Raw genomic sequence first — 15,583 nt, 5'->3', positions numbered from 1 at the left:
TTCGCCCAGAATGGGAGCACTACCAGAGCAAGTCGCCGCAATACGGGCGATCCATCTCATTGGTGGTCATCGGCGCGGATTGATGCGCCACCATACCTTCACCCTATCGAGATCATGTTGCCCGAGCGGGCGTGATTCCTTCATCAGTAATAATTTACGAACATGAATGCGTATCAGCAGTGCACATGACTCGCAGTAGGCGACCATTGAAGCGGATCGGGATGTCACCCGGTCACTGTTGACTATCGATGTCCGTCAGTGAGAGATTGGTGATCGATTCGGGCAGGAGCTTGCCACGAACTCACCACACGGGAGGTAATCGTGAATCGCACGAAGCGCTTCATCGCATTATTCGCAACACTGCTCGCCACCATCCTGGGCCTTTCCGCCACGTCGGTTCTCGCAGGTTCGCCGGCGATCGCAGCGACAATTACGTCCAGTGCGCCGGCGGAGCGTGGCGTCACGCTCGACCCGCCGCCCCCCATGCCCCCGTGGGAGTACACCGGTCTCCGCTTCAATTCTCTGAGCCCCTGTCAGGCCTCGGGCAGGGCATATGTGAACAGCGGCAGGTACACGCAGTACACGTGTAGGTATATCTCGAGCTCGTACCGGCTCTACCTTCTTCCGGGACTGCCCGGGTGTCTCGCGGATCTGCAGTCGGAAGCCTGTCTGGTGACCCTCAAGGCGGCACGCGTCTGACGATGGCCGCTTCGCTGGTACGCAGGTACCATGCCCGGAAGTCCCATGGGGCCGTCCCAGGGCCCGCAGGCCAGGCGGATAACCGGCCCGATCACGGGACTTCCGGGCACGTGCAGTGATGATTGGTGTGCTGATGACATTCCCGCCGTTCACAGCGAAGGATGCCCTGCGCCTGGCTTCTTTGGAAGAAGAGTCATACGTGGTGGATCATCTCAGCGTCCATCGTGACGTGGCTCTGGCAATGATGGTCAAGCCAGGTGCCGGCGTGGACGATGATGATTACCATCGCATCGTCGGCGCCCGATGCGAGGGAGGCATCTGGCGTCAGGTGGACGACATCGGTGCGGGCGAAACTGTCGATTGTCAGTTCGGCGGGGGTGCACCGTCGAATGCGGGCCGCGAACTGACATATCGCATACCCGGTGTCGTCACCCTGAAGACCGTCGTTTCCCCGCACGGAAACTGGTCGTTCGTGTACTCGGATCCCCAGGGCCGGAGTGTGATGGGGAAGTCCGTTGTAGAGGGCCACGTCGCTTCCTGAACAACGCCCGCACCGCAGGTCCGCAGAGCAAAGACAATCAGCCCAGTCTCCTAGGATGGCTTACGGGCTGTGCGGCGGGTCACGCCAGGTGATTGTCTCCTGGGATCCGACCGGGATGGAGTGGACCGTCGACGATGCGATTCGGCTGGTTGAAGGCCCCACTGTCCGGAACTGACGTTGACACGCGGGATGTTGTTCACAACATCAGGACGTTTCCCGGGTGACGCGGAGTGGAATCGTGGCGTCATGCATATCTGGCCGGGAAACCCCTACCCGCTGGGTGCCACGTACGACGGCGGCGGAACCAACTTCGCGATCTTCTCCGAGGCGGCCGAACGGGTCGAGTTGTGCCTGTTCGACGAGGACGGCAAGGAGACCAGGATCGACCTGCCCGAGCGTGAGGCACTGGTCTGGCACGGCTATCTGCCGCGGGTGGTGCCCGGGCAGCGGTACGGGTACCGCGTGCACGGCCCCTACGACCCGTCGCGGGGGTTGCGCTGCAATCCGAGCAAGCTGCTGCTCGACCCGTACGCGAAGGCGACCGATGGTGACTACCGCTGGGACCCGGCGCTGTTCTCGTACCAGTTCGGCGACCCGAACTCGTTCAACGACGCCGACTCGGCCCCGTTCACCCCGAAGTCCGTGGTCATCAACCCGTACTTCGACTGGGGCAACGACCGGCCGCTGAAGATCCCGATGTACGAGACGGTGATCTACGAGGCGCACGTCAAGGGCATGACGATCCGGCATCCGGACATCCCGGAGGACGTGCGCGGCACGTACTCCGGCCTCGCCCACCCGGTGATGATCAAGTATCTGAAGAACCTCGGCGTGACGGCGGTCGAGCTGATGCCGGTGCACCAGTTCGTGCACGACAGCACGCTGGTCGAGCGTGGGCTGACCAACTACTGGGGTTACAACACGATCGGCTTCTTCGCCCCGCACGCCGGATATTCCTCGTTCCCGGGCGGCGGCGGGCAGGTCCAGGAGTTCAAGGCCATGGTGAAGGCGCTGCATCAGGCCGGCATCGAGGTGATCCTGGACGTCGTCTACAACCACACCGCCGAGGGCAACCACCTGGGGCCGACGCTGTCGTTCCGGGGCGTCGACAACCCGGCCTACTACCGGCTCGTCGACCAGGACAAGTCCTACTACTACGACACCACCGGCACCGGGAACAGCCTCAACGTGCGGCACCACGAGTCGCTGCGGCTGATCATGGACTCGTTGCGGTACTGGGTGACCGAGATGCACGTGGACGGCTTCCGGTTCGACCTGGCCGCCGCGCTCGCCCGCGAGTTCCACGAGGTGGACCGGCTGGCCGCCTTCTTCGACCTGGTCAACCAGGACCCGGTCGTGTCGCAGGTCAAGTTGATCGCCGAGCCGTGGGACGTCGGCGACGGCGGTTACCAGGTCGGTGGCTTCCCGCCGAACTGGACGGAGTGGAACGGCAAGTACCGCGACACCGTCCGCGACTTCTGGCGTGGCGAGCAGTCCAGCCTCGGCGAGTTCGCGTCCCGGTTCACCGGCAGTTCCGACCTGTACCAGGACGACGGCCGCCGGCCGATCGCGTCGATCAACTTCGTGACCGCGCACGACGGGTTCACGATGCACGACCTGGTGTCGTACAACGACAAGCGCAACGATGCCAACGGCGAGGGCAACCGGGACGGCGAGAGCCACAACCGGTCCTGGAACTGCGGTGTGGAGGGCCCCACCGACGACCCGGAGATCGTCACGCTGCGGGAGCGGCAGAAGCGCAACTTTCTGGCCACGCTGTTGCTCAGCCAGGGCGTGCCGATGATCGCCCACGGCGACGAGCTGGGCCGCACCCAGCAGGGCAACAACAACGTCTACTGCCAGGACAACGAGCTGAGCTGGGTGGACTGGCAGGACGCCCGGCAGTACGACGTGCTCACCGGCTTCGTGCACCGGCTGCTGAAGATCCGTGCCGAGCACCCGATCTTCCGGCGCCGCCGGTTCTTCACCGGCGAGCCGGCCGGCGACTCGAAGCTGCCGGACATCGCCTGGCTGCGCCGCGACGGCGAGGTGATGACCGAGGCGGACTGGACCACCCGCAGCGGCATGACGATGACGGTGTTCCTGAACGGGCACGGGATCCCGGAGCGGGACAGCCTCGGCGAGGAGATCCGCGACGACTCGTTCCTGCTGCTGTTCAACCCGCTCGACGAGGACATGGCGTTCACCTTGCCGGCGCGCGATTACGGGCGGACGTGGGAGCTGATGGCGAACACTGCCGACCCGCTGCTGGCCGGGCGGCGCAAGACGGCGAAGGCGGGCTCCCAGATCAAGGTGGTCCGGCACAGCCTCGCGGTGATGCGCTGCCGCTACTGACCGGGTTCCCGCCCCGGTCCGGCCTGATCGGCCGGGCCGGGGACGGGACTGTTCACGCGTACCGCCGGAAGGGGCTCAGCCCTCCACGCAGAAGACGTTGCCGCCGGGGTCTTCCAGGACCGTGATGTCGCCCGGCGTCACGACCGTGGCGCCGAGCTTCACCAGGCGCTCGACCTCGGCGGGCACGTCGCTGTCCGGGGCGCGCAGGTCGAAATGCATCCGGTTCTTGGCCGTCTTCTCCTCCGGGACCCGCTGGAACCACAGGTTCGGGCCGCCCCAGCCGGGCGCCCGGACGAACGCCTTCTCGCTGGTGGAGTCGCCGTCCAGGTCGCCGCCGAGCGCCTCGGCCCAGAACCGGGCGATCACCAGCGCGTCGGTGCAGTCGAAGGTGATGCTCTTGACCCAGGCCCTCATCCGGCGGTCACCGACCTGTACCACTTGATCTTCTCGTGGACGCGCTGCTGTTCCAGGCGCAGCTGGGCGACCTTCTCGTCGATCTCCCGGTCGTGCTCCTCCAGCAGTGCGACCCGCTGCTCGTTGGTCTCGTCGCCGCCCTGCAGCAGCTCGGCGAAACGGCGCAGCCGGGCGATCGGCATGCCGGAGTCGCGCAGGCAGCGCAGCAGGCCGAGCCGGCCCAGGTCGTCGTCGGAGAAGACCCGGCGGCCACCCGAGTCCCGCCGGATGCCGTGCAGCAGGCCGATCTTCTCGTAGTAGCGGATCGTGTCGATGCTGACACCGATCCGGTCGGCGGCCTCACCCGGTTTGTATGGCATGAACAATCCCCCTTGACCTGGAGCGCGCTCCAGCACCCAGGCTATCGGTCATGGCAACGAAGATTACGATCGTCCTCGGCGCGCTGGCGTTCGGCACCCGGATCGACGAGTCTCAGTCGGTGGACCTGCTCGACCAGTTCGCCGAGCTCGGCGGCGAGTGGATCGACACGGCGAACAACTATTCGTGGTGGATGGACCCGAGCGGCCTCGGCGGGCAGAGCGAGGCGATCATCGGCCGGTGGCTGGGCAAGCGCGCCGGGATGCGCGAACGGGTGCGGCTGAGCACGAAGGCGGGGGCGGAGCCGAGCATCCCGAACGGCTACCCCGACCACGTGGAGGGGCTGTCCGGGCCGGCGCTGCGGAACGCTCTGACGAAAAGCCTCGACCGGCTCCAGACCGAGAGTGTCGACCTCTACTGGGCGCACATCGAGGACCGCGCCACGCCGTTGGAGGAGACCGTCGAGACGCTCGGCGGGTTCGTCGCGGACGGGCGCGTGGGACGGCTGGGCGCGTCCAACCACCCGGCGTGGCGGGTCGAGCAGGCGCGGGCGATCGCGGCGGCCCGGGGGCTGGTGGGGTACACGACCATGCAGCTGCGATGGTCGTACCTGCAGCCGCTGCCGGGGGTGGGGCTGCCGCAGAGCGGTCACGTGCACGCCGGGCCGGAGACGTTCGACTACGTGTCCGCGACCGGTCAATGGCTGTGGGCGTACAACACGCTCCTCGACGGGGGATACACCCGCCCGGACCGGCCGCTGCCGGACGCCTACGCCCACCCCGGCACCGAGCGACGGCTCGCCGCCCTCGACGAGGTGGCCGCGGAGGTGGGCGCCACCCGCAACCAGGTGGTGCTGTCCTGGCTGGCCGGCGGGCCGGTCGCCGTCTCCCCGATCGTCGGTGTGACGACGGCCGCCCAGGTCAGCGAGGCGATGGGCGCCCGGGAGGTGCGGCTCAGCGACGCGCAGCGCGCCAAGCTGGACTCGGCGGCCTGACCGTGGCGTCCGGCCGGCGGGCCTCCCGGTTCCGGAGCTGCAGCACAGCCACCGATGCCAGGACCAGGGCGCCGCCGGCCAGCTGGACGCCGGTCAGGGACTCGCCGAGGACGACGCCGGCCAGGACCATCGTCACCACGGGCTCGAAGGTGGACAGGATGGCGGCTGTGGAGGGGCCGGTGCGGCGCAGGCCGGCGAAGAAGGTGAGCATGGCGCCGACCGTGGAGATGCCGGCGATGCACAGCAGCCAGAGCCAGCCCGTGGGCTCGAAGCCGGGGTCGGCGCCGCCGGTGAGGGCCGAGGCCACCGCGAAGGCAGCCGCCGCGCCGGTCATCACCAGGGCCGACAGCAGGACCGGGGGCATGCGGTGCACCACGGTGTCGGCGACGAGTATGTAAGCGGTGTAGGTGAGGGCCGACCCGAACGCCAGCAGGGCGCCGGTCGGGTGGAACGCGACGGCTCCGGCGCCGAGCAGGACCAGCAGGGTGCCGCACGAGGCGGCGAGCAGGGCGACGGCCCGCCGCGGGGTGAGGCGTTCGCGGCCCAGCAGGACGGCTGCCACGGTGACCAGCACCGGGTAGGTGTAGAGGATCAGCGAGAGCAGCGACGCGTCCATCATCCGCAGGGCTGTGAAGAACAACGAGGCTTGCAGGGCGTACCCGAAGATGCCCAGGCCGACGGCCGTGACCAGCGCGCGGCGCGCGACCGGCCGGCCGGGTCGCAGCTCCGGGCGCAGCAGCAGGACCGTCGTGAGGGCGACGGCCGCCAGGCCGAAACGGATCAGCAGCAGCGTGCTGGTGGTGACGCCGGCGTCGTAGGCGAGCTTGCCGAAGACGGCCATCGCGCCGAAGCAGGCGGCGGAGACGAGGCAGAGGAACGGTCCCATGTCTCCAGCGTCGGCCCACAGACCGTTCAGGTCCAGTGATGATTCATGGAGAACATTGGTTAGAGTTTGTGCATGTTCGATCTGCGGCGGCTGCGGTTCCTGCGCGAGTTCGAGGAGCGGGGCACGCTGGGGGCGGTCGCCGCAGCGCTCGGATACAGCCCGTCGGCGGTCTCGCAACAGCTCGCGCTGCTGGAGAAGGACGCCGGCACGGCGCTGCTGGAGAAGGCCGGGCGCGGCGTCCGGCTGACCGACGCCGGGCGGCTGCTGGCGCAGCATGCCCGGATCCTGCTGGCGGCGGCCGAGGCGGCGCAGGCCGATCTCGCCGCGCTGGCTTCGGAGGTACGCGGAACCGTGCGCGCCGGGGGAGTGCAGTCCACCGCGCGCCGTCTGCTGGTGCCCGCGCTGAGCGACGTCCGGCGGTCGCATCCGCAGGTTCGCGTGGAGATCTCCGAGCTGGAGCTGGAGCAGGCCCTGCCGGGATTGCGCCTCGGCAGCGTCGACCTGGTGATCAGCGACGAGTACGACGGGCATCCCCGGCCCCGGCCGCCCGGCCTGCGGCTCGCGCTGCTGCTCGAGGAGCCGCTGCGGGTGGTGCTGCCGGCCGCGCACCCGCTGGCGGCGGCGGGTGGGCCGGTACCGATCACGGCCCTGCGGGACGAACAGTGGGCGGCGTCGGAGGAGTCCACCGGCCATCACGCGATGGTCGTCGGCACCTGCCGGGGACTCGGCGGGTTCGAACCCGACATCCGGCACCGCTCCGGTGACGCCGACGTGCAGCTGGAGCTGGTCCGCATCGGCGGCGCCGTGGCGTTGCTGCCCGAGCTGACGCTGCCGGTGGGTCACGACCCGGCGCTGGCCGTGCGGGACGTGGCCGAGTCCCGCCTCGGGCGGCGGCTGTTCACCGTCACCCGGGAGAGCCCGGAGGCCCCGGCGTTGACCGCCTTCCTGACGGCTGTGCGGGCGCGGGCCGGCCGGTTGCTCTAGAACCGCGGCGCGCTATCGGGCGTGCCGGCGGCCGGCGACGCAGAAGCGGTTGCCCTCGGGGTCGGCGAGGACCACGTAGGGCGGCTCCTCCGGATGCTGCTCACCCGGCTCGGGATAGAAGGGCCAGTCCACCCGCTGGGCGCCCAGCTTCACCAGGCGGTCCACCTCGTCGTCGAGGTCGGAGTCGCCGGCGTCCAGGTCGAGGTGGATCCGGGGGAGGTCGGGCGCCGGGCTCTCGCTGGTGTCCATGGCGATCGGGGCGCCCACCGCGCCGGGCGGCGGTTCGAGCACGATCCAGTCGTCGCCCGCCCAGCGCGGCTGCCGCCGGACGTAGCCGAGGGCCTGGGCCCAGAAGGCGCCGGCGCGGTCCGGATCGGTCACGCCGAGAGAGATCTGTGCGATCGCAGCCATCGCCCGATGCTATCGGCTGCGCCGCCGGCGGCGCGGGACCTGGTCAGGACCGCGGGTGTTCGAGAGGAGCACAGCTCAGTACACCGTCCTCGTGGACCTCCATGCGCAGGCGGGCGAGGTTCGCGATCCGGCCGTCGCCGTGCCGCGCCGAGACATCGAGCAGGCGCAGCACGACCGTGCAGTACTTGGCCATGGTGTTCCGCCCAGGCATGAAGATCTGCAGCTCGTCGGCGGCCTCCTGCCGCTGCACGACCATGTCGCCCGGCAGCCCAGCCTCGGCCACCGGCACCTTCACCAGCCAGAACGGGCCTTCCCCGTCGAGGATCCGGGGATTCTCCAGTGCGACGCTCCGCCACGGCCGGCCGGTGCACGTGCCGCCCGCCTTCCGCACCGCCTCCACGAGCTCGGCCTCGGCGGCCGCGATCATCATTTCGGCCTGTGCCCATTCCTGCGCGGTACGCCCGAGCGGCGTCCCGGGCACCAGCCGGGCCACCACGGCCGTGGCCGGCACGTGCCGGAGCTCCGGCTGCGGCTGCGCGTCGAAGACCGCCAGGGCTGCCTGCATCGCCTCGTCCTGGGCGGCGCGCTGCCGATGCACCTCGTCGCGGTGCCGGCCGAGCATCACGATCGCCTGATCCGGCTCGTCCAGGGCCTGCCGCACCAGCTTGACGCTCATCCCGGCGTCCCGCAGCAGCGTGATCAGCATGGCCTGCTCGACCTGTGCGAACGCGTACATCCGGTAGCCGGTCCGCTCGTCCACCTCGGCCGGCACGAGCAGGCCCTCGGCGTGGTAGAACCGCAGCGCCTGCGGCGTCAGGTGGCACATCTCGCTGAACTCGCTGATCGACAACATGCCCACCAGCGTGACCCTTGCGGTAACAGGAGAGGCAAGCGGTTCAGTCGAAATCGTGCGGGGTGGTGGCGTACCGCAGGGCGAACGCGTCGAACAGCACCGCGTCGCCGGGGACCAGCGTGCGGTAGGCGTCGTTGAGGTGCAGGGCCTCGGTGCTGGTGTGCCCGGCGGCCGGCAGCTCCAGCATCACGGCGGCGAGATCGGGCAGGCCGAAATAGTGGCAGGCGGCCGCCGCGGACTCGAAGTTCGCGGCGGTGAGCGTGGCGGCGGCGTGCTCGGCGCCGCCGTTGGTCACCATGCCGTGCACCAGCAGCAGGGCGCGCAGGTGGCGGTCGCCGACGCCCTCGCCCCGGTGGGTGACGGCGCGGTCCCAGATCAGGCCGGTCATGGTCAGCTCCTCGCGGCGGCCGGTGCCGGGCCGGGTGGATGGATGGTTCGGTGCTCGTCGTCCTGATCGGCGGACCGGCCCCGGAGCTGAGAGCCGCGTCACCCGGGTGTGAAGAGGGCCCGTCAGGGCACAGGAGGTGCGGCGGGAATCCGGCTGGCAGGAGAACCTCGGTGGTCGTACGGAACGAGCCCATAGTCGTGATAACCGGCGCCTCGAGCGGCGTCGGCCGGGCCACCGCGCTGGCGTACGCGCGGCAGGGCGCCCGGCTGGTGCTGGCCGCCCGCTCCCGGGTGCCGCTGGAAGCGGTCGCCGCCGAGTGCCGGGCCGCGGGGGCGCAGGTGCAGGTGGCGGTCGCCGACGTGATGCAGGCGGAAACCGTGGACGCGGTGGCGGAGACGGCCGTCAGCGCGTACGGCGGTGTCGACGTGTGGGTGCACACGGCGGCGGTGATGGCGTACGGACGGTTCGAGGACGTACCGGCCGAGGTGTTCGAGCGGGTGGTGACCACCGGCGTGCTCGGCGCAGCGACGGTGGCGCGGGCGGCGCTGGCCCGGTTCCGGGCACAGGGCCGCGGGGTGCTGATCTACACCGGGTCGCTGCTCGGGACTGTCGTGACGCCGTACACCAGCTCCTATGTGACGGGCAAGTGGGGACTGCGGGCGCTGGTCCGGGCGCTGCGGCTGGAGACCCGCGACGCCCCCGGCATCCACGTCTGCCTGGTCTCGCCCGGCTCGGTGAACACCCCGATCTACCGCAACGCGGCGAACTTCGCGGGCCGGTACGGCCAGCCGCCGCCCCCGGTGGACTCGCCGGAGAAGGTGGCCGCGGCGATCCTGCGGTGCGCCCGCCGGCCGCGCGGCACCGTGACCGTCGGCCTCGCGAACCGGCTCATCCAGTTCGGTTTCGTGGCCACGCCCGCGCTGTACGACGCGCTGGTCGGGCCGCTGATGGGTGTCGGCGGGCTGTCCCGCGAGGCGGTGGCCCCGCACGACGGCAACGTCTTCGCGCCCACGCCGCCGGCGACCGAGGGCCTGCACGGAATCTGGGGCCAGCCGTGGCGGGGCCGGGCCGGCGCGGGCGCGCTGGTCGGCGTGGCGCTGGCCGGGGTCCTCGTGGCGGGACGGCTCACGAAGCGGCGCGGCTGACCGTTCCGGTGGCCCGGGGCGGGTGCTCCGGTCGTACCGGCGCACCGCCCACAGGGGTGCTCCGGTCGTAGGCGAAAAGAATCTGCCGTTGACCCTCTGGTGTCCGTCCGCCGGGGGTGTTACGCAGAGGCATGGAACCCGCACCTCGCGTCCCGGGCCTGCGCCCGCGGGTGCATTTCGCGCCGCGGACCGGTCACGTCGGCGACCTGTTCGGGGTGCTGCCGGCGGACGGGCAGTACCACCTCTACTACGAGCACCGGCCGGACCCGGCGGTGCCCGGCGGCGCCCCGGGCTGGGGCTCGGCGGTCTCCGACGACCTGGTGCTCTGGACCGAACAGGCCGTCGTCCCGCCGCCCACCGAGCCGCACTGCGGCACCGTCGTCGCCGGCCCGGACGGCCCGACGGTCTTCTCGGCGCGGCACGGCGAGGTGATCGGGACCCGGCTCGCCGGCCGGCAGGACGTGCTCGACGTGCCGATGCCCGACGGCGTGCCGGAGATCCGCGACCCCTACGTGTGGTGGACCGGCGACGAGTGGCGGATGCTGCTGGCAGGCGGCGGCGCGGTGCATCAGTACTCGTCCGGCAACACGCTGAGCTGGGCGTACGACGGGCCGCTGATCTCCGGTGCGCAGGAGTGGAGCTGCCCGCGGCTCTTCCCGCTGGACGGCGCCTGGGTGCTGCTGGTGACCAGCGGTGAGCGCGCCACCTACGCGATCGGTGACTACGACGGCCGGGCGTTCACCGCGCGCAACTGGGGGATCTTCGGCCGCGGCCATCTCGGGCCCGCGGTGACCTTCGTCGACGCGGCCGGGCGCCGCTGCGCGCTGGCCCGCCTGGGAGACGCGGCGGCACCGTCCGGGTCGGCCTGGGCGGGCACGCTCAGCCTTCCCTGGATCCTTTCGGTACGCGCGGAGCACCTGATCGCCACCCCGCATCCCCACCTCGACCGTTACCTGATCAACGGAGCGAGCGGGCTGACCGCCGCCGGTGGCGAGGTCCGCGACAACGGCCAGGTGATCCTGCGGATGCCGGCCGGCGCGGAAACCCTGGTCCTCGCCGACGCCGACATCGTCGAAGTGACCGTCGAAGGCGTCAGCGGGCTCGGCGTGGCCCGCCGCCCCGCGCCCGGGCCCGCCGGCGTGCGGGTCGCCCGGTTTGGCGGCGGGCGCACCGGGCAACCAGGACCCCATGCCTGGACGTGACGAACTGCCGGAGACCCTCAAGCGGTCCCCGAAGAAGGCACAGGAAACCTTCATCAAGACCCACGACTCGGCGGTCGACCAGTACGGCGAGGGCGAGCGCGCGCACCGCACCGCGTTCTCGGCCGTCAAACACTCCTTCGAGAAGGTCGGCGACCACTGGGAGCCGAAGGACGAGAAGGGCCCGAGCGACGCCAAGGCCGCCGGCGGGCGCGGCACCGAGGCGGACACCGCCGGCGGGGTGAACGCCAACGCGACCAAGGAGCACCTGCTCGAGGTGGCCCGCAAGCTCGACGTCACCGGGCGGTCCCGGATGACCAAGCCGGAGCTGGTCGAGGCCATCCAGAAGGCCAACGACCGCGCGACCCGGCGGGCGCGTGGCTGACCTCGAGCGGTTCGTGCAGGCCCAGGGCGCCGGCGTCCACGAACGCGCCCTGGGCGAACTCCGCGCGGGCAGCAAACGGAGCCACTGGATGTGGTACGTCTTCCCCCAGCTGGCCGGACTGGGGTCCAGCCCGACGGCGCGCGAGTTCGCGATCCGGGACCTGGACGAGGCACGGGCCTATCTGGCGCACCCGGTGCTCGGGCCGCGGCTCGAGGAATGCTGCACGGCGCTGCTCTCGGTCACCGGCCGGTCCGCCGCGCAGATCTTCGGACACCCCGACGACCTGAAGCTGCGCTCGTCGATGACGCTGTTCGCCGCGGCGGCCCCCTCGCCCGCGCTGTTCACGCAGGTGCTCGACCGGTACTACGACGGTCCCGACCAGCGGACCCGCGATCTTCTGGGCCTCAATCGGGTGTAGCCGCGGGCCTGGGACCGCGGCGGCCTTAAGGTCGGCGGCATGAAGCTGCATGAGGAAGAGGTACGGGTGCCGGCGCCCGACTGCTCGATCCGGACGATCGTGGTGCGCCCGTCCGGGGACGGGCCGCTGCCCGGGGTGCTGCTCTACACCGACATCTTCCAGCTGACCGAGTCCACGTTGCGGACAGCGCGGCGGCTGGCGTCGTACGGGTTCGTGGTGGCCGTTCCGGAGATCTACCCGCGGACGTCGCTGGCGGGAGTGGCGCTGGAGTTCGACGACGCGGGCAAGCAGGCCGGCCTCGAAGGGGCGGCAGCGACCACGACCGCGCACTTCGACACCGACCGGGCGGCGGTGCTCGACCACCTGTCGGCGCGGCCGGACGTGACCGAACTGTACGCGACCGGCTTCTGCATCGGAGGGCACCTGGCGTTCCGGGCCGCGATGGACCCACGGGTGGCGGCGACGGTGTGCTTCTATCCGACGGGGCTGCACAACGGTGGGCTCGGCGCGGACGATCCGGGGTCGCTCGCGCAGGCCGGGGCCATCCAGGGACGGCTGATGATCGTCTTCGGGTCGCAGGATCCGCATGTGCCGGCTGCGGCGCGGCTGCGGACGGTGTCGGCGTTGTACGAGGCCGGGCTCGAGGACGTGGAGCTGCACGTTTATCAGGGTGGGGAGCATGCGTTCATGCGGGACGTGGGCGGGCGGCATGATCCGGTGCTCACTGATCTGGCGTTGACGGAGGCGGTCTCGTTCTTCAGCGGCCGCTGACCTCCCGTCCGCCGGGCCCACCGCCCACCGCCCACCGCCCACCGCCCACCGCCAGGCTGCCCGGCCGCTAACCGCCCGGTCGGCCGCTCTCCGGCTGAGCCGCGGCCGGGCGGTGGAGGCGCCGGCTTACATTCACGCACGATCCCGGGCCAAAGGATCATGCGCCGGCGTCAGCCGGGCGTTGCCGGCTGGAGGGTCAGCGCGGAGCGGGCCGAGCGCTGGGGGTCGGCGCGGCAGAAGGAGGGCGATGGGCGCGGGAGCGGGCCGAGCGCTGGGGGATCGGTACTGGAGCTGTTCAGTCGACGAGCGGGACGGAAGGGTTGGGGCGCAGAGTCACCTTCACCGCTCCGGCGCGGGGCCCGGCTGACGCGGTGGCCAGGGCCGACTGCCAGTCCGCCAGGTCGAACGTGTGGGTGACCAGGTCGTCCACCGGGAAGCCCGGATCGCCCAGCCACTGCACGATCTGCGCCATCGCCGGCCGGCCGTCGAGGGACTCCTCCGGACCGGAGTTGACGGTCCCCTGCACGGTGAGCTGGCGGTTCCACACCAGCGACCAGTCCACCCGCTGCCGTCCCGCGCTGCCGACCAGCACCAGCATCCCGGTCGGCCGCAGCAGGTGCAGCGACAGGTCGACGGTGGAACTCTGCCCGACGCAGTCGAAGACCACGTCGACGCCGGGGGAGAGCAGCGGCACGCGGGTCAGCCGGGGCCGCAGCAGCCGCCCGCCGTGTTCGCGGGCCAGGGCCGCGACCACCTGTGGGCCCGGGCCGAAGCAGCGGGTGGCGCCCTTGCCCAGCGCGGCCGTGCCCGGGCCGACGACGGTGATGTCCAGGTCGGGGTGCAGACGGCGCAGGGCGGCCACGAGCAGCAGCCCGATCGTGCCGGGGCCGATCACCACGGCGCGGTCGCCGCGGCGGGGCCAGCGCAGCGCGGCGTGCAGCGCGATCGAGGCGGGTTCGGCGAGGACCGCGCGGCGGGACGGGACGGCGCCGACCGGGTGCAGCTGCGTCTGGTGGGCGACGACCACCTCACCCCAGCCGCCGCCCAGGGCGGCGTCGAAACCCTGGGTGGGCGACGCGCATCCGGTGGTGCCTGGTTGATCGAAGCGTTCGCAGACGTACGGGTGACCGTCGCGACACGATCGGCAAAGCGCGAAACCCCGGTGCACGCAGGACAGAACCGGGTCCAGCGCCACCCGGTCCCCCTCGCGGACCGCGGTGACGCCCGGTCCCGCCGACTCGACCACGGCGACGATCTCGTGGCCGAGGATCTGCCGCCGCGCCGAGTAGAACGCGCTCAGCACCGGTGACGACTTCGCGTGCGCGACGGCGGTGTCGCTGCCGCAGATGCCGGACAGTTCGGGCCGCAGCCGCACCCAGCCGGGCGCGTCGGGCAGCGCCGGCTCGGGCAGGTCGCCGCGGAGCGACAGCAGCCCGGCCGGACCCCAGCCGGCCCGGCTGCCCACACCGCGCGGCAGGGTCTGCGCGGCCGCGGTCAGCACGTAACGGGGGATCGACAGGTCGGCGAGGACGGCACGCATCGACCCTCCACAGCGTCGGCGCCGGCACGGGGCATGCCGTGCTCGCATGGTGCCATCGATCAATGCCGACGGGAAGGGATCGGGCGCCCTCCTTGCGGCCGGGAAGTGACCGCTATCGGTACTACCGTTCGGTGGGTGACCGTGCGAACGCTCGACCAGCGCGCCCTCAACCGCGCCACCCTGGACCGGCAGATGCTGCTGCGGCGGGCCTCGCTCAGCGTGCCGGCGGCGCTGAGCCGGCTCGGCGGGCTGCAGGCGCAGACCCCGCACACCTGGTACGTGGGCCTGTGGAGCCGCCTCGACGGGTATGAACCCGAGGCGACCGCACGCCTGCTCACCGACGGCGCCCTCGTCCGGATGGCGTTGATGCGTTCGACGATCCACCTGGTCACGGTCGCGGACTGCCGGTGGATGCGGCCGCTCGTCGAACCGGTGATCGTGCGCAGCACCATGGGCGTGTTCGGGCGGCACCTGACCGGCGTGGACCGGGAGCGCCTGGTGGCGGCGGCGCGGGAGGCGCTCGCCGAGCAGCCGATGATCTTCAGTGAGCTGGGCCGGGCGCTGGCGCCGTCGTTCCCCGGGCACGACCCGGCGGCGCTGGCGCAGGCCGCCCGGGCGTGGCTGCCGCTGGTCCAGGTGCCGCCGCGCGGGGTGTGGGGGCGCAGCGGGCGGCCCGCGCACGTGCCGTTCCCCGAGCCGATGGACGCGGCGCCGTCGGTGGACGAGCTGTTCCTGCGCTACCTGGCGGCGTTCGGGCCGGCGACCGTGAAGGACGCGCAGCAGTGGTCCGGGCTGACCAGGCTGGCCGAGGTCGCCGACCGGCTGCGGCCCCGGCTGGTGACGTTCCGGGACCCGGCCGGCCGGGAACTGTTCGACCTGCCCGACGCGCCGCGGCCCGATCCGGGCACCCCGGCGCCGGTGCGGTTCCTCTACGACTTCGACAACCTGCTGCTCTCACACGCCGACCGCAGCCGGGTGGTGACCGTCGACTACACGGTGCAGGGCTGGGGCGGCGCGAACATGGAACAGCCCCGGTCGGTGCTGGTGGACGGCTTCGTCGCGGCCACCTGGCGGCTCACGCAGTCCCGGGGCGGCGCGGTGCTCACCGTCCGGCCGTTCCGGCAGCTGACCGCGGCGGAACGCCACGACGTGGAGGAGGAGGGAGCAGCCCTGCTGACGTTTCACGCGCCGGGCGTCGCTCACCAGGTCGTACTCGCGCCGCCGAGCTAGCTCCGGCGGCTGG

The 15,583-nt window shown here is 71.4% G+C and carries 17 protein-coding genes; 10 read left to right on the top strand and 7 right to left on the bottom strand.

The window, feature by feature from the left end:
* Positions 1-817: 817 nt before the first annotated feature.
* Positions 818-1,240, top strand: a complete 423-nt coding sequence (locus AC0NH5_RS08890; RefSeq protein WP_474401781.1) for a hypothetical protein — start codon at positions 818-820, stop codon at positions 1,238-1,240.
* Positions 1,241-1,486: 246 nt separating this feature from the next.
* Entirely contained in the window at positions 1,487-3,595 is a 2,109-nt protein-coding gene (glgX, locus tag AC0NH5_RS08885) for a glycogen debranching protein GlgX (RefSeq protein ID WP_474401780.1), read from the top strand.
* 75 nt (positions 3,596-3,670) lie between these two features.
* Here the strand turns inward: glgX and AC0NH5_RS08880 are convergent, their stop codons facing one another.
* Both AC0NH5_RS08880 and AC0NH5_RS08875 read right to left on the bottom strand, forming a co-directional pair.
* Entirely contained in the window at positions 3,671-4,009 is a 339-nt protein-coding gene (locus AC0NH5_RS08880; RefSeq protein ID WP_474401778.1) for a VOC family protein, read from the bottom strand.
* On the bottom strand, positions 4,006-4,368 hold the full coding sequence (locus tag AC0NH5_RS08875) for a MerR family transcriptional regulator (RefSeq protein WP_474401776.1): 363 nt from the start codon (positions 4,366-4,368) through the stop codon (positions 4,006-4,008). Before AC0NH5_RS08875 ends, AC0NH5_RS08880 begins: the two co-directional genes overlap by 4 nt.
* 50 nt (positions 4,369-4,418) lie before the next feature.
* On the opposite strand from AC0NH5_RS08875, the gene AC0NH5_RS08870 reads away from it, so the two are divergent.
* A complete protein-coding gene (locus AC0NH5_RS08870) occupies positions 4,419-5,360 on the top strand; it encodes an aldo/keto reductase (RefSeq protein ID WP_474401775.1) in 942 nt (313 codons plus the stop codon).
* Here AC0NH5_RS08870 and AC0NH5_RS08865 read toward each other — a convergent pair.
* The gene (locus AC0NH5_RS08865) at positions 5,320-6,246 is read right to left on the bottom strand and encodes a DMT family transporter (RefSeq protein ID WP_474401773.1); all 927 of its coding nucleotides are present in this window, start codon (positions 6,244-6,246) and stop codon (positions 5,320-5,322) included. The two genes, AC0NH5_RS08870 and AC0NH5_RS08865, sit on opposite strands and share 41 nt — an antisense overlap.
* Before the next feature lie 72 nt (positions 6,247-6,318).
* Here AC0NH5_RS08865 and AC0NH5_RS08860 point away from each other — a divergent pair, with 72 nt between their 5' ends.
* Positions 6,319-7,230 (top strand): LysR substrate-binding domain-containing protein, encoded by a 912-nt coding sequence (locus AC0NH5_RS08860; protein ID WP_474401771.1) that lies wholly within the window; start codon positions 6,319-6,321, stop codon positions 7,228-7,230.
* A 12-nt stretch (positions 7,231-7,242) separates the two neighbouring features.
* On the opposite strand, the gene AC0NH5_RS08855 is transcribed toward AC0NH5_RS08860, so the two are convergent.
* From AC0NH5_RS08855 to AC0NH5_RS08845, 3 genes are read right to left on the bottom strand one after another with little or no spacing between them, the layout of a single operon-like run.
* Complete coding sequence (locus AC0NH5_RS08855) at positions 7,243-7,641, bottom strand: VOC family protein (RefSeq protein ID WP_474401769.1); 399 nt, start codon at positions 7,639-7,641, stop codon at positions 7,243-7,245.
* A gap of 43 nt (positions 7,642-7,684) precedes the next feature.
* Positions 7,685-8,494 carry a MerR family transcriptional regulator gene (locus AC0NH5_RS08850; RefSeq protein WP_474401767.1) on the bottom strand — a complete coding sequence of 270 codons (810 nt, stop codon included), beginning with the start codon at positions 8,492-8,494 and terminating at the stop codon, positions 7,685-7,687.
* A 43-nt stretch (positions 8,495-8,537) separates the two neighbouring features.
* Positions 8,538-8,882, bottom strand: a complete 345-nt coding sequence (locus tag AC0NH5_RS08845; protein ID WP_474401766.1) for a hypothetical protein — start codon at positions 8,880-8,882, stop codon at positions 8,538-8,540.
* A 170-nt stretch (positions 8,883-9,052) separates the two neighbouring features.
* Between AC0NH5_RS08845 and AC0NH5_RS08840 the strand changes: the two genes are divergently transcribed.
* The 5 genes from AC0NH5_RS08840 (at position 9,053) to AC0NH5_RS08820 (ending at position 12,800) form a co-directional block, all read left to right on the top strand.
* Positions 9,053-10,027, top strand: coding sequence for an SDR family NAD(P)-dependent oxidoreductase (locus AC0NH5_RS08840; RefSeq protein WP_474401765.1), 975 nt, complete (start codon positions 9,053-9,055; stop codon positions 10,025-10,027).
* Between the two features lie 131 nt (positions 10,028-10,158).
* Complete coding sequence (locus AC0NH5_RS08835) at positions 10,159-11,229, top strand: glycoside hydrolase family 32 protein (protein ID WP_474401763.1); 1,071 nt, start codon at positions 10,159-10,161, stop codon at positions 11,227-11,229.
* Entirely contained in the window at positions 11,216-11,611 is a 396-nt protein-coding gene (locus AC0NH5_RS08830) for a ChaB family protein (RefSeq protein ID WP_474401761.1), read from the top strand. Before AC0NH5_RS08835 ends, AC0NH5_RS08830 begins: the two co-directional genes overlap by 14 nt.
* Positions 11,604-12,029 (top strand): DUF1810 domain-containing protein, encoded by a 426-nt coding sequence (locus AC0NH5_RS08825; protein ID WP_474401760.1) that lies wholly within the window; start codon positions 11,604-11,606, stop codon positions 12,027-12,029. Before AC0NH5_RS08830 ends, AC0NH5_RS08825 begins: the two co-directional genes overlap by 8 nt.
* Before the next feature lie 39 nt (positions 12,030-12,068).
* Positions 12,069-12,800: a dienelactone hydrolase family protein gene (locus AC0NH5_RS08820; RefSeq protein ID WP_474401757.1), complete on the top strand. Its 732-nt coding sequence runs from the start codon at positions 12,069-12,071 to the stop codon at positions 12,798-12,800.
* Positions 12,801-13,095: 295 nt separating this feature from the next.
* Here AC0NH5_RS08820 and AC0NH5_RS08815 read toward each other — a convergent pair whose 3' ends face one another.
* Complete coding sequence (locus AC0NH5_RS08815) at positions 13,096-14,340, bottom strand: zinc-dependent alcohol dehydrogenase (protein ID WP_474401755.1); 1,245 nt, start codon at positions 14,338-14,340, stop codon at positions 13,096-13,098.
* Between the two features lie 135 nt (positions 14,341-14,475).
* On the opposite strand from AC0NH5_RS08815, the gene AC0NH5_RS08810 reads away from it, so the two are divergent.
* Positions 14,476-15,570 carry a winged helix DNA-binding domain-containing protein gene (locus AC0NH5_RS08810; RefSeq protein ID WP_474401753.1) on the top strand — a complete coding sequence of 365 codons (1,095 nt, stop codon included), beginning with the start codon at positions 14,476-14,478 and terminating at the stop codon, positions 15,568-15,570.
* The last annotated feature ends 13 nt before the right edge of the window (positions 15,571-15,583 follow it).

This window comes from Actinoplanes sp. 13 (assembly GCF_056134165.1).
This window is presented reverse-complemented; position numbering and strand designations above follow the sequence as displayed.

What these genes read in the sequence shown, in the direction of transcription:
- AC0NH5_RS08890 (WP_474401781.1), top strand. Translation starts at nt 818, where the DNA reads ATGATTGGTGTGCTGATGACATTCCCGCCGTTCACAGCGAAGGATGCC.
- glgX (WP_474401780.1), top strand. Translation starts at nt 1,487, where the DNA reads ATGCATATCTGGCCGGGAAACCCCTACCCGCTGGGTGCCACGTACGAC.
- AC0NH5_RS08880 (WP_474401778.1), bottom strand. Translation starts at nt 4,009, where the DNA reads ATGAGGGCCTGGGTCAAGAGCATCACCTTCGACTGCACCGACGCGCTG.
- AC0NH5_RS08875 (WP_474401776.1), bottom strand. Translation starts at nt 4,368, where the DNA reads ATGCCATACAAACCGGGTGAGGCCGCCGACCGGATCGGTGTCAGCATC.
- AC0NH5_RS08870 (WP_474401775.1), top strand. Translation starts at nt 4,419, where the DNA reads ATGGCAACGAAGATTACGATCGTCCTCGGCGCGCTGGCGTTCGGCACC.
- AC0NH5_RS08865 (WP_474401773.1), bottom strand. Translation starts at nt 6,246, where the DNA reads ATGGGACCGTTCCTCTGCCTCGTCTCCGCCGCCTGCTTCGGCGCGATG.
- AC0NH5_RS08860 (WP_474401771.1), top strand. Translation starts at nt 6,319, where the DNA reads ATGTTCGATCTGCGGCGGCTGCGGTTCCTGCGCGAGTTCGAGGAGCGG.
- AC0NH5_RS08855 (WP_474401769.1), bottom strand. Translation starts at nt 7,641, where the DNA reads ATGGCTGCGATCGCACAGATCTCTCTCGGCGTGACCGATCCGGACCGC.
- AC0NH5_RS08850 (WP_474401767.1), bottom strand. Translation starts at nt 8,494, where the DNA reads ATGTTGTCGATCAGCGAGTTCAGCGAGATGTGCCACCTGACGCCGCAG.
- AC0NH5_RS08845 (WP_474401766.1), bottom strand. Translation starts at nt 8,882, where the DNA reads ATGACCGGCCTGATCTGGGACCGCGCCGTCACCCACCGGGGCGAGGGC.
- AC0NH5_RS08835 (WP_474401763.1), top strand. Translation starts at nt 10,159, where the DNA reads ATGGAACCCGCACCTCGCGTCCCGGGCCTGCGCCCGCGGGTGCATTTC.
- AC0NH5_RS08830 (WP_474401761.1), top strand. Translation starts at nt 11,216, where the DNA reads ATGCCTGGACGTGACGAACTGCCGGAGACCCTCAAGCGGTCCCCGAAG.
- AC0NH5_RS08820 (WP_474401757.1), top strand. Translation starts at nt 12,069, where the DNA reads ATGAAGCTGCATGAGGAAGAGGTACGGGTGCCGGCGCCCGACTGCTCG.
- AC0NH5_RS08815 (WP_474401755.1), bottom strand. Translation starts at nt 14,340, where the DNA reads ATGCGTGCCGTCCTCGCCGACCTGTCGATCCCCCGTTACGTGCTGACC.